The organism is Virgisporangium aurantiacum (genome assembly GCF_016863635.1).
Taxonomy (GTDB): Bacteria; Actinomycetota; Actinomycetes; order Mycobacteriales; family Micromonosporaceae; genus Virgisporangium; species Virgisporangium aurantiacum.
In genome coordinates, this window is record NZ_BOPG01000125.1 from 22,403 (window position 1) to 34,562 (window position 12,160).

The window sequence follows — 12,160 nt, forward strand, 5'->3', positions numbered from 1 at the left end:
AATGTTCTTCTGATTCACTCTTCTGGGCCTAGACATCGTGAATCCCGCCGTTAGGCTGGCTGTCGGCATCTCTCGCCGACGGCAGGGCCATTCATCGAATCGACGGGCTCTGGGGATCGCAACACGATGTATGGACCAGATGGGGATTCCGCGACGAGTCCGGCGTTCGGCCCGCGATGACAAGCCGGGCTAGAACTATTGGCAGCATCGATCCTCCGACGTGAGAGGAACCCGACCGGACTACGTCGATGCTATTGCTGGTCTGCTGTTCCGTGATTCGCACCTCGATCGTCTGCCTTCGGTGTGGATCTATTGGCGCGGCGGCTTGGAGTTCTTGTCGTACCTCGGTGGTTGACTCTGCTCGGTTCCGGTCGATGGAGGGCGAATGGTGTGGGCTCATAGCACCAATGCGCAGGGGTGTCGGCATCGCCTCGATGAGCATCTGCGCAGCACTGGTCAGTTGGCAGCGGAGTTTGCCGAGCCGTTCGGCCTGTCGGACGTCGCTCGATGGGCCGGGCTTGTGCATGACGCTGGGAAGGCGTGGTGCTCGTGGCAGACGAAACTGCTTGCGGTCGAACCGACCGGTGGTCGTGTCGGGCTGGATCACAAGTCGTTCGGCGTTCATCTGGCGAGGCAACACGGCTTGCGGATGGTCGAGTGGGTGGTAGCTGGTCACCACGGGGGTCTCGGGGACTATCGCGATCTGGACGATCTTCTCGGCGTCAACGACCCGGCGAAGCAAGCGGAGCGGCAGAAACAGTGGACTGACGCTGAACGAGCGCTGAAAGCTCTGGTTCCGGAGATTTTCGAGCAGCCGCCGGCCGTCCCGCCGGAGTTTGCGAATCGCACGGACAGGCTCGCTCAGGAGTTCCTCGTGCGGTTTCTGTTCTCGTGCCTGGTCGATGCCGACGTTCTCGATACTCAGGCGCACCGGTTGGGGCTGGCCACGCCGCGGAGCGGGGTGCCTTTCGACGCGGAAATGCTCGTCGATCGGCTGCTGAAGCGGCGTCGCGTGCTTCTCGCTGACCGGCTGCCGTCTCCCATGGACGGGTTGCGTTCGGACCTGTTCGAAGCGGCGTTGTCGGCTGCGGACATGCCTCCAGGGGTGTTCCTGATGACGGCGCCGACCGGCGCCGCGAAGACGATGGCCGCCGCCGGGTTCGCTCTGCGGCACGCGGCCCGGCATGGCAAACGCCGGGTCATCGTCGCGGTTCCGTTCATCACGATCACGGAGCAGAACGCAGCCGTGTATCGGCAACTGCTCGACGACGGCGACGACGTCGTGCTGGAGCACCACAGCAACGTCGACTGGGATGTGGCTACACCTGGTCGGGGGCGGGTGTTCGTGCAGCGGATGGCGGCGGAGAACTGGGATGCGCCGTTCATCGTGACGACCACGGTCCAGCTTCTGGAGTCGTTGTTCGGTCGCAAGCCGTCGGCGATGCGCAAGGTGCACCGTGTGGCCGGTTCGGTTGTGGTGCTCGACGAGGTTCAGGCGCTGCCGCACCGGTTGCTGCCGCAGGTCGCTGATGCGCTGCGGATTCTGACCAGCCGGTTCGGTGTGACGGTGCTGCTGTCGACGGCGACGCAGCCGGCGTGGGGCGAACTGAATCCGCTCAAGGCTCTCCGGGCGCATGAGATCGTGCCCGACGTTGCGGCGGTGTTCAGGTCGGCCCAGCGGGTCAGGTTCGAATGGCGGACTGATCCGAGGCCGACCCTCGCGTCGGTGACCGCTGAGGTCGTCGCCTATCGGCAAGCCCTGGTGGTGGTGAACACGGTCCGCGATGCGCGGACGCTGTACGAGTTGGCCCAGGCAAAAGCCGACGCCGGGGTGAAGGTGCTGCACCTGTCCACCGGGATGTGCCCGCTGCACCGCACATCGGTGTTGACACGGGTCCGGCAGCTCCTGGATGAGAGGGCACCCGTCGTGCTGGTCAGCACGTCGCTCGTCGAGGCCGGGGTGGACCTGGACTTTCCGGTGGCATTCCGGGCACTCGCGCCACCGGAGTCCATCGGTCAGGTGGCCGGGCGTTGCAACCGCAGCGGCTGGCTGGGGACGCGTGGCGGGCTCGTGGTGATCTTCGATCCCGTTGATGGGGGTGCGCCCCCGTCATTCGGGCCGCAGGTCGGCAACGCCCGGGTGATCTTAGGCCCGGATCGGGCTGATCCCGAGGACGTGGACGCCCTTGCCGCCTACTTCGCGACGCTGTACCGGTCGCTGGATATCGACGGGCCGGCGAGCGTGTCCGCGGAAATCCGGAAGAACCGACGACGGTGGGACTTCCACTCGGTAACCGATGGACCCCAGGACGCCAGCGGGCGCCGGGATCGGCGCCGGGCGTTCAGGATGATCCTCGACGACACGGTCCCGGTCGTCGTGAGCTACGGCACCAGGTCCGACCTGATCAGGGTATGCGACGCGTTGGCGGAGTTACGCGGTCCCGCTCCGCATCCGGATGCGTGGCGGCGTCTGCAGCCCAACGTGACAGAACAACACCGCGCCGGCGGGCCAGCCGTTCGTGGTGCCCGTGTTGGTGCAACGGCAGGAAGCCGGTGACTACGGCCGCACCCGCCGGGTCACCGTGCAGGTCTCCTACGACGACGGCGCGACCTGGCGTCCGGCACCGGTTCTCGGCACCGGCGACCAGCGCACAGCCGTTCTGGTTCACCCGAAGGGCGCGAAGCACGTGTCGTTGCGCGGTTCCGTGACCGACAGCCGCGGCAACACCGCGGAGATCACGGTGATCCGGGCGTACGCGTTGCGGTAACGGCTTCCGGGTAGTCGGCGGACGGGGCCACCGCGATGCGCGCGCAGCTTGCCGCACTCGTTCTCGTGGTGGTGACGGGTCTCGTGGCACCTGATGCGGCTACCGCATACGAGACCCGCCGTTCGCCGGCACCGAACGGCTGCTCCCGCGCGCCCAGCCACTGACAACACGTGCGCGGTCCGACCGAACGCGCGACGGGCACCGACCATGACCGATTCCCTTGTCATCGCATCCGAGCCAGCCATGATCTACCTCCCGCCTCGTCCCCGGGTGCCGGGAACCGGTCCGCCCAGACTCGCCAACCAGGCTGCTCACTTTCCAGCCCACCAGGCGCTATGGTGCGTCGATGCGTTCCCGGGCCTGGATCGCGGCCGGCGTCGCCGTCGCGGTGCTGGGCCTTGCCGTGGTGCTGTTCGCCTATCCGCTGTCGCCGCGTACCGATCCGGCGCCGGTCCAGGCCTCTTTCCCCCGATCGTTCGCGGATCCGGGCGTCATCCTGGTCAAGAAGCCGGGTTCGTACGCGATCTGGGAGACCGGAATGAGGGGCGACGGCGATCGGTGCCGGGTTTCCACCCAGAGCGGGACGCAGATCCGCGTCGACGAGCCGCGTCTCACAGTGCGGTGGGAGCCGGACGGCGAGGACAGCGGCGCCTACGTCTACACCCAGGTCGGCGCGTTTGACGTCCCCGCCGCGGGGGCGTACGGCATCTCCTGTACGACCGACGGCGCGGCAGGCACGGCGTTCGCGGTGACACAGACGCCGAGTACCGGTCTGTCGCTCACGGCCCTCGTCGGGGGATCGGTCGCGATCGTGATCGGGGTGACGACCCTGATCGTGGCATCCGTGCGGCGACGCCGCTGAGCCGTTCATGAGATCCAGCATCCGGTAACCGGAGCGTCCCTTGACCGGAACGGGCCGCAACCCCGAACCCGAACCTGATCGACGCGGTTGGCGGTAGATTGGTGCGCCCGATTTTGGTCAGGTTGGGCGTGGCTTGGTGCTGCTTACCGTCGGGTGCGGCTGCCGTTGAGTGACCTTCGGGATCTTGACCGGCCGCGGTCGTGACATTGGCAAGCAAAGGATCCCGGCGCATCGTCGTCGATGGCATCGCATTTCGGTGGTCGTGGCGCTTCCGTACGCGCATCGCGGGAACTGACTCGGCCCACCAAGGGCGTCTGTTCTGCCGGCGACCGTGGCCGCGGGCATCCATCAGGCACTGGCCGCCGGTTGGCAGCTGCGCAGGCCCGGCCCGGCATTCGCGCTGACGCTTGACGAAGCACTGCCATAAATCTCTGCTACCGAGCGTCGTCGGCGGCAGATGTTCGCAGGTCGTGGCATAGGCGCACGTCGCCCTTCGATGCATTCGAAACCGAATCTACCGATGATCCGACGCGAAGTACGCTTCCAACGGCGGTGTCGCGATGGCGGATACGGCGGTATAGTCCGAAAATGGGCTTGTTCAAGCGGCGCCCGAAGAATAATCCGGCGATCGAAGAAGGCTCGGCATCGGCTACGACGGTGGTGACGCCGAGGCCGACGCCGGATGGAAAGGGGATCGCCTTCCCCGACAGTGCGGCTATAGATCACTGGAAACGTCGGGTTGCCGATGCTGGTCTGACGGTGCGCGGAGTGGAATATAACGGGCAGGCCAGCTACCTGACCCTCGCCGGCCCCGACGCGGAGCGGGCGAAGACCTTCCTACGCAACGAACACGTCGATCGGGAGCTGTACTACATAGTGGTGGAAACCCCGGACGGCACATGGGGCTTGGACATTGAAGGGCTGTATCTCGAACGATTGCGTCCATGGCAGCAGGACACCGAATCGGCGGAATATCAAGTTCCTGCCGGCTCGATTGCCGGTAATCCGCGCAGTGTCAATCTGGCCGCGCGGGGCAAGGTCGACAATTTTCTGGTCTGGATCGGATGTGGGCGGTGTGCGCACCGATGGGCGGACGGAGTGCGGTATCAGAATCGGACCCTCACTCGTTGTCCATCGTGTGGCGCGAAGAACTCGGTCGATTCCTCGAACGTGCAGGTCGCTCCGTTGGACCAGCAGCCAACTCCGTCCAGTCCACTCTCCAGCAGCCCAAGCAATCGGTCCGCAGACTCCGCAAGCGAACAACAACGAGCGCAGATTGCCCGCCGCATCGCCGAGCTCTTGGACTTCAATCAAGTGCATTACGGCGAGCTCGACAAAGAGCAACAGTCTCAGGCTACAGATTGTCGCCATCTTGACGCCATCATTTCCAGCGGCGGAGCTCCACCAGACTGGATCAGCCACGCGGTCGAGCTCAGGTCAATCGGCCACCAACTCAATCGCGAAGGCGGAGTCCGACTCATGCGGGAAACAGCTGCACAGGCCGATGGACTGAGCAAATATGGGGTCCGCCAAGTCATCGTGCTGTTCTGGGAAGGCATCGGCGGGTGGCAAGACTAGCTCCGAGAACACTTTAGGTCGGGTCACTCGGCAGCCTCGGCGGCGTGGAGGCGCCCGGTGGCGGTCTTCGGGTCGTCTTCGACGACCTGGTAGCCGGCGGGGGCGCGGACTGCCCCTGCTGGAAGGCTGCATGCGGGCGATCGAGGAGCGACAGGGTTACGTTCGCTGACCGCCGGGCCGGCGACCGCCGCTACAGTTCCGGTGCCGGCACGTGCAGGGCGTTGGCGGTGCGGCGGGCGTTGTCGCGACGCAGGTCGAGCGCCTTGACCGGATCGCGGCCGGACCCCCGACATGACCGTGGTGATCCGCTCGTATGCCTCGCGGACCCAGGGAATGGACCCACTGCTCTGCACGGCGCCAGGTCGGCGTGCTGGCCGCCGCCGTCGCGTCGGCCATGTCACCGCGGATCAGGTGTATGTAGGCCCACGCCTCGTCGACGTTGATGTCGATCCACTTCCCGCCCCGCCCGGCCAGCGTGACGATCCGCTCCTGCAGGAATGTGAAATGGCCATCGAACGAGCCGTACCGCTCGAAATGTGGAAGCGCCTCGGCACGCATGTGCGCGCTGAGCCAAGTGCTTGACGCTTGGATTTGTCGATCATGGTGGTCGGTGCGCCGATCTGGGTGATCATGGTGTGGTGGGGATGCGGGTGCTCTTCGACGGTGAGGTCGTCGTCCATTACGGGCAGATCTATGTGGAGTGCGTTGACGACCCGTCGATGGTCGAGGAGTGGTTCGATGTCGAGTTCTGTCTGGAGACGGCGTTTGCCGGGCAGGACAACGGCTTGTGCGGCGCGGCGGTGCCGGGACGGCTGTACCTGGTCACCGGTCTGCACACCGGAGGTCTGCCGTTCCGGGTGGAGGTACACGACCGGCAGCCGCCCGTGGGCCGGCGGTGGGAGGAGATGGTTGAGGCCTCTTTCATCCCGACGGGTAGCGACATCGGGCTCGTGCAGTGGGCCGGTGAGGCGTCCTGGCCGCTCGACGTCGATCCGGTCGCCCACCGGGTGCGCTACTGCGCGACGGGGATGGACAACGAGCACACCGACCAGCCCGATCACCCGGAACGCTACCTGGTGCAGTTCTGGCCCGAGCCCCCCCTCGGCCGACCGGGTACTGAGACAGACCACCACGACCGCGGCCTCCTGGCACCGCACGGCCCGGGAACTCCCGCCGCCACCGACAGCCGAGGAACGGCGACGGGCTGCGGAAGAGAAGCTGCGCGAACAGCGGCGAGAGGAGCAGGAGTGGGTCCGCGCCGACGAGGAACGATTCTGGGGCGGTCGACTGCCCACCGACCGGCTCCGCGAGATCTCCGACCGGGCGGCAAACCTCGCCCGGCTCGACCGGGACCTGCTGGACCAGATCGACGCCGCCGGCCCGGACATCCAGCGGCAGGTTGCCCGCTGGTCCGCCCGCCGGGCATGCGTCAACGCCGGACTCGCCGGACCCGACTGGGTCGCGGCGGCGCTGGCCGCACTCGACGCCGGGACATCACCACCACCGCAGGCCGCCGACTTCGACGCCGCGTTCACCACGTGGCGCGGCCACCCGACGACCGGCCAGGTCACCATCCGGTTCGGACCCGTCAACGACACCGACCCGCCGCCCCACCAGCCAGAAGTCGCAGCGCTCTACACACTCATCGCCGCACGCGCCGACGACACGCTCCTCGCAGCCGTCGACACCACCTACCACGCCACCCTCACAACCCCGCCCGGCACCACCGACGTCCTGGCCGACCTACGCACCGCCATCGCCCTCCCACCGGCACACCCGGACACAGCGGTGCGAGACCCACGATGAGCGCCATGACCGACCGCGATCAACGCCAGATGAGTGCACGGTCCAATTGAGTTTTAGTTGGTGTCGGGTCGTGGCGGCCGCGTTGATCGCACGGATTTCGACTTCTAGCGTCGGGCCATGTCCCGTGATTCATGGTTACGGCGCTTCCTCACCGCTGCCCTCGTGCTGATCGGCGCCGTTGTCTCAGCCGGCCCGGCGGAGGCCGCACCGTGCACCGGCCCCACGTGCTACCGGTTATGGGCGGACTTCACGGTCACCGCGTCGACGGCCCCGTCGCTACCGATTCTGGTCGCTCCGGGCGGCACCCACAGCTACACGGTGCGGGTAACCAGCACCGGCTGGCGCACCGGTGGGCTGACCGGACCCGTGGAGTGGCCTGAAGGGCCCGCCCCGCGCGAGGTGTTCGTGATCTGGGACCCGGCATCGGATGACGAGTTCATCGTCCCTCGCGCCGGGTCGTTCGACGGAGGCTGGCCCATCGGCAGTTGCGGGGGCTACCACTGGCCCGGCCTCGCCTGTTACGGCAACAACATGCCGGTGGGGTCGTTCAGCCAGTTCACCTACGTGTGGCAGGCGCCGCGCACACCTGGCACCTACACGTTCACGATCCAGATCGACACACCCAACTTCACCGAGTACAACGAGAACAACAACAGCGTCACCCTGATCTACGCGGTGGGCTGACCGTCCTGACGCGCCGACGTGTCGGCTTCTCGGCGGACCCGATGGCGGCAGCAGCGTCCGGTCGAGGTCTGACCGACCGGGCGCTGCGCTCTCGTTTTCCTCCCGGGTCAATCCGTCTCAGCAACCCGCGCGCTCCGCGGCCAGATTCGTGGACTTCCCGCCCGGTGAGGGCGGGATACCGCGCGCGATGACGTTACTCAACGCGCCCTGTCGTCGCTTGATCGGCGTGTTGAGAACGCGGTTTGTGCCTTGTAACCTTTGGCCGCCGGCGGACACAGAGAGGGACATGAACGTCGTCCACGAACGCGACGCCGACTGGTTCCGCGGCATCTACGCCCGGCACTACCAGGACGTTGTGCGTTACGGCCTGCGAAGGCTCGGCGGAATCGCCGCAGCGGAGGAGCTCGCTCAGGAGGTCTTCCTGGTCGCCTGGCGGCGGCGGTGGGAAGTGCCGGCACGGACGCTGCCCTGGCTGTACGGCGTCGGACGACGCCTGCTCGCCAACCACTGGCGCGCCGAGCGGGCCGCCCCACCAGTGCTCGCGGCCGGGGAGATGCCGGAAGTCGACCGGCACGACGGCATCGCTCGCCTCGTAGACGTGCGCACCGCGCTGGCCCGGCTGTCCGACGACGACCAGGAGATCCTGCGGCTCGTCGGCTGGGAGCAGCTGTCCATGAGCGAGGCCGCCCAGGTCGTCGGCTGCGGCACCGCGACCGCGAAGGTCCGGCTGCACCGGGCCCGCCGACGACTCGTCGCCCTGCTGCGCGAACAGCCCGCAGCCGCCCCTGTCCGGATCGGAGGAACACGATGAGCAAGCAGGTCCGTGCGCTGCTGGAGAGCGCCGATCCGGCCCGGGGTGTCGTCGTCGATCGCGGCGACGCCGAGGCGGTCCTACGCCGCGCCGCCACCGACATCACCTCCTACAACGCCGTCCCGCCGCGCCGCACGACCCGGCGCACCGGGCTCGCCGTGGCTGTCGCGACCGTCGCCGTCGCCGTCGCTGTAGGGCTCATGCTGCCCGGCAATCGCCTCGCCTTCGGGCCGATGCCGGGGTCTACAGCGATCCAGGACTCGTCCAACTGCCTGGCCGCGCTCGCCAACCACCTCGGCCCGGCACCGTACGATGGCGGGACGGGCCGGCACGAGTACCTGCACACCCGCAGTTTTGGCGGCCTTTCCAGCGAGGTTCCCGGCACGAGCACCTTCGCTTCGGCGACGTGGGAGGTCGAGGTGAAGCTGTGGAGCGCCGCCGACGGTTCGGGGCGACGGGTCGCCGACCGCGGACCGGTGCAGTACCGCGACGACGCGTCACGAGCGTTCTTCCTGGCCCATCCCAACATGCTGCGCGCCGCCCACGAGGATCACACCTTCGCTGCCGGCGAGCGCGAGCTACGCCCGATGCCCAGGGCGGAGCCGGCCGCGATGGCCAAGCAGCTGTACCAGCCGCGGGAGAACGGACCTTCGGCCGCGCTCGTCGGTGTCGCAGACCTCAACGCGGCGCGCGTCCTCGACGCCGCGCACCGGGCTGCGGTACTGCGCTTCCTCGCCACCACGGCCGGCATAACCTGCGTCGGCGAGACGCAGACCGATGTGGGCGCCGGATTCCTGGTGACAGCGCCGACCGGAAAGGGGCCACACCCAACCGGCGACAACGGCACCGAAGCGCTGCTGTTCGACACCCGCAGCGGCGAACTCATGGCCTCGGGCATCGGACCCGGCCGTTGGACCACCGTCTACCTCAACCGCGGCTACACCGACCAAACCGGCTGAGGTGCTACCGGCCGGATCGCAACCTGTTACCGAGCCGGCCAGCCGCGGCGCACTGACAACGGCAGAGCCAGGATCCGTGTTTCCCCCGCTCGTTGTGACGCTGAATGGTTCGGAGGCTGATCGTGCCGGGAAATGACCCACCGCGGGCCGACCCGCGCCGGCGTACGAGCGACAGCGGCCGCGGGTCGGCCGGTAATGAAAGAGCAGGCGATCGGGCTGGTGCCGAGCGCCGGGCCGGTCAGCGGACGACGAGTGAGCGAGGCGCGTTGGCCGACGCGCGCCGGTACGCCCCGCGCGGGCGGACCGTGCGGGAGAGCGCGGCCGGGCGCGGCGGTGGCGACCGCCGTCCTGGCGCCGCGGGTGCCCGGGGCACCCGGCGCGGCGGAAGCGGTTCCGGCGAGCGCGTGGATGACGGTGCCGGTCGCGGAGGGCGCGGCGGCCCGGCAAGAGGCGCCGGAGCAGGCGAGCGGGCGGGCGCCGTAGGCACTGGACGTGGACGTACCGCTGGGCGCGACGCGCGAAGCTCGCGCAGGGGCGATCGGAGGATGCCCGTCCGCCCGAAGCTGAACCATGGCGTGGCGCCGCCGCGACCGGGCCGACCGCAACGGCGACTGCGGATCGCGACCGCGCTGGCCCTCGCCCTCTTCGCGGTGATCGGCGGGCGCCTTGTGGTGCTGCAGTTCACCGACGCGAGGGCCTACGCCGCCGGCGGCCTGGAGCAGCGCCTCAGGACCGAGGTGATCCCGGCGCCGCGCGGTGCGATCGTCGACCGGAACGGCAACCTGCTGGCGTACAGCGTCGAGACACGGTACATCTACGCCGACCCTACGCAGGTCGAAGACATCGAAGCGACCGCCGACGCGCTGGCGCCGGTGCTCGGGCAGATCGGCATCCCACGTTCGGAGCTGATCCCAAAACTGTCACCGCACACGAACAAGAACGGCAAACCGGTGCTGTTCGAGTACCTCGCCCGGAGCGTTCCCATCGAGTTCGGTGACGAGGTGACCGCGCTGAACCTCGCCGGCGTGTGGGCCGCCCGCGAGGAGCGCCGCAAGGTGCCCGGGAACGACCTGGCCGCCTCGGTCATCGGCTTCACCGACAGCGACCTGATCGGCCGCACCGGCATGGAACTGAAGTATAACGACATCCTCAAAGGCGAGGACGGCAAGCGCGTCTTCGAATCGGGCCGGGGCAAGCTCGACCGGGAGATCCCCGGCAGCCTGCACAGCGCCATCCCAGCCCGGCCCGGGCAGTCGCTCAAGCTCACCATCGACCAGTTCCTGCAGTTCAAGGTGCAGAACATCCTCGCCGAACGGCTGCGCGCCGTGAAGGCGTCGATCGGCGCCGCGGTGGTGACGGACGTCAAGACCGGCGAGGTGCTCGCCCAGGCGAGCTACCCCGGCTTCAACGCCGCCAAGCCCCCGCCGGATCCCCAGCTGTGGATGGACACCACCACCGGGATGCTGGTCGACCCCGGCTCCACGCACAAGGCGATCGTGATGGGCGCCGCGCTGAACGAGGGCAAGGTCACGCCGTCGACCACTGTGATCGTCGGGCCGAAGATCGTCAAGGGCGACCAGGAGTTCGTCGACTCGCACCCGATGAAGACCGACACCGCGATGACCCTCGCCGGAATCATGGCGTACTCGTCGAACGTCGGCACGATCCTGGTCGCCGACCACCTAGGCGCCGACAAGCTCTACGAGTACCAGCGCAGGTTCGGGCTCGGCGAGCCGACCGGGGAAGGGTTGCCCGGCGAGGCGCCCGGCATCGTCCGCGCCCCGAAGGACTGGAGCGGAACGAGCCACGGTTCGATCCCGATCGGCAACGGCGTGTCGACCACCCCGCTGCAGATGGCCGCCGTGTACGCCGCTATCGCCAACAACGGCACCTGGATCCAGCCGCACCTGGTGAAAGGCACGATCGGAACCGACGGCAGGTTCGCCGCGTCACCGCCACCGACTACCCGGCAGGTGCTTGACCCGACGCACGCCGCCGAACTGCGCCAGCTGCTGGAGGCGCCGGTGGTGGTGAACGGCGGTACCGGTACACAGGCCGCGATCGCGGCCTACCGGGTGGCCGGCAAGACCGGCACCAGCAGCCGCGTCGTCGACGGCAAATACGTCGACGACCGCCATGTGGCGTCGTTCATCGGCATGGCGCCGGCCGACGCGCCCCGGTTCGTGGTGGCCGTGTACGCCTACGGCCCAGACATCACCGGCGCGAGCATGGCACCGGCATTCAGCCAGATGATGGCCGACACGTTGATCAAGTACCAGGTGCCGCCGACGGACGCCCCAGCGCCCACGTTCAAGGTGTTCCCGTAACAAAGTGTCCGGTGCTGAACGAACCATTGGTGGGCCGGCATGGTCTGACCCAAGCCGCGTGACGAGATCGACGACGCGGTCGTCGGGGCGCGGCGGGGGAGTCGGCGGGGGAGTCAGCGGGTGCGGCTCGGCATACGGTTCCTCGGGGATCAGGTTGATCTTCCCGAGCACGAGACCACCGGTCGCGGCCGACAGCAACGCGATCTCGACGGCGTGGGCGGTTGTGTCGTACCAGTCGTCGTCGCGGACCGCGGCCAGCCCGACAGCCTCGCGTCCGCGCCGAGCGGCAGTACGGCTGCTAGCTGTTCTCCTCGATGTATTTGGCTGGGTCCTTGTCGGCGAACGACAGGCCCCGGCCCTGCGGG

At 68.1% G+C, this 12,160-nt stretch carries 11 protein-coding genes; all 11 read left to right on the plus strand.

From position 1 onward, the window contains the following. Positions 1 to 385 precede the first annotated feature (385 nt). The 11 genes from cas3 (at position 386) to Vau01_RS60895 (ending at position 11,795) form a co-directional block, all read left to right on the plus strand. Positions 386 to 2,557, plus strand: a complete 2,172-nt coding sequence (gene cas3, locus Vau01_RS60850) for a CRISPR-associated helicase Cas3' (RefSeq protein ID WP_204013919.1) — start codon at positions 386 to 388, stop codon at positions 2,555 to 2,557. Next, on the plus strand, positions 2,535 to 2,768 hold the full coding sequence (locus Vau01_RS60855; RefSeq protein WP_204013922.1) for a hypothetical protein: 234 nt from the start codon (positions 2,535 to 2,537) through the stop codon (positions 2,766 to 2,768). The genes cas3 and Vau01_RS60855 overlap by 23 nt, the downstream gene beginning before the upstream one ends. A 346-nt stretch (positions 2,769 to 3,114) precedes the next feature. Then, positions 3,115 to 3,630 (plus strand): hypothetical protein, encoded by a 516-nt coding sequence (locus Vau01_RS60860; protein WP_204013937.1) that lies wholly within the window; start codon positions 3,115 to 3,117, stop codon positions 3,628 to 3,630. Between the two features lie 588 nt (positions 3,631 to 4,218). Next, entirely contained in the window at positions 4,219 to 5,208 is a 990-nt protein-coding gene (locus Vau01_RS60865) for a hypothetical protein (protein ID WP_204013939.1), read from the plus strand. Between the two features lie 291 nt (positions 5,209 to 5,499). Then, the gene (locus Vau01_RS60870; protein ID WP_204013942.1) at positions 5,500 to 5,790 is read left to right on the plus strand and encodes a hypothetical protein; all 291 of its coding nucleotides are present in this window, start codon (positions 5,500 to 5,502) and stop codon (positions 5,788 to 5,790) included. A 381-nt stretch (positions 5,791 to 6,171) separates the two neighbouring features. Next, a complete protein-coding gene (locus tag Vau01_RS60875) occupies positions 6,172 to 7,014 on the plus strand; it encodes a hypothetical protein (protein WP_204013945.1) in 843 nt (280 codons plus the stop codon). Between the two features lie 117 nt (positions 7,015 to 7,131). Then, positions 7,132 to 7,698: a hypothetical protein gene (locus tag Vau01_RS60880; protein ID WP_204013948.1), complete on the plus strand. Its 567-nt coding sequence runs from the start codon at positions 7,132 to 7,134 to the stop codon at positions 7,696 to 7,698. A gap of 286 nt (positions 7,699 to 7,984) precedes the next feature. Continuing rightward, positions 7,985 to 8,509 carry an RNA polymerase sigma factor gene (locus Vau01_RS60885; protein ID WP_204013951.1) on the plus strand — a complete coding sequence of 175 codons (525 nt, stop codon included), beginning with the start codon at positions 7,985 to 7,987 and terminating at the stop codon, positions 8,507 to 8,509. Then, positions 8,506 to 9,468, plus strand: a complete 963-nt coding sequence (locus Vau01_RS60890; RefSeq protein ID WP_204013954.1) for a hypothetical protein — start codon at positions 8,506 to 8,508, stop codon at positions 9,466 to 9,468. The genes Vau01_RS60885 and Vau01_RS60890 overlap by 4 nt, the downstream gene beginning before the upstream one ends. A 252-nt stretch (positions 9,469 to 9,720) precedes the next feature. After that, positions 9,721 to 9,951: a hypothetical protein gene (locus Vau01_RS64375; protein ID WP_239153075.1), complete on the plus strand. Its 231-nt coding sequence runs from the start codon at positions 9,721 to 9,723 to the stop codon at positions 9,949 to 9,951. A gap of 62 nt (positions 9,952 to 10,013) precedes the next feature. Continuing rightward, complete coding sequence (locus tag Vau01_RS60895; protein ID WP_239153076.1) at positions 10,014 to 11,795, plus strand: peptidoglycan D,D-transpeptidase FtsI family protein; 1,782 nt, start codon at positions 10,014 to 10,016, stop codon at positions 11,793 to 11,795. The last annotated feature ends 365 nt before the right edge of the window (positions 11,796 to 12,160 follow it).

What these genes read in the sequence shown, in the direction of transcription:
- Vau01_RS60895 (WP_239153076.1), top strand. Translation starts at nt 10,014, where the DNA reads ATGCCCGTCCGCCCGAAGCTGAACCATGGCGTGGCGCCGCCGCGACCG.
- Vau01_RS60860 (WP_204013937.1), top strand. Translation starts at nt 3,115, where the DNA reads ATGCGTTCCCGGGCCTGGATCGCGGCCGGCGTCGCCGTCGCGGTGCTG.
- Vau01_RS60880 (WP_204013948.1), top strand. Translation starts at nt 7,132, where the DNA reads ATGTCCCGTGATTCATGGTTACGGCGCTTCCTCACCGCTGCCCTCGTG.
- Vau01_RS60870 (WP_204013942.1), top strand. Translation starts at nt 5,500, where the DNA reads ATGACCGTGGTGATCCGCTCGTATGCCTCGCGGACCCAGGGAATGGAC.
- Vau01_RS60890 (WP_204013954.1), top strand. Translation starts at nt 8,506, where the DNA reads ATGAGCAAGCAGGTCCGTGCGCTGCTGGAGAGCGCCGATCCGGCCCGG.
- Vau01_RS60865 (WP_204013939.1), top strand. Translation starts at nt 4,219, where the DNA reads ATGGGCTTGTTCAAGCGGCGCCCGAAGAATAATCCGGCGATCGAAGAA.
- Vau01_RS60885 (WP_204013951.1), top strand. Translation starts at nt 7,985, where the DNA reads ATGAACGTCGTCCACGAACGCGACGCCGACTGGTTCCGCGGCATCTAC.
- cas3 (WP_204013919.1), top strand. Translation starts at nt 386, where the DNA reads ATGGTGTGGGCTCATAGCACCAATGCGCAGGGGTGTCGGCATCGCCTC.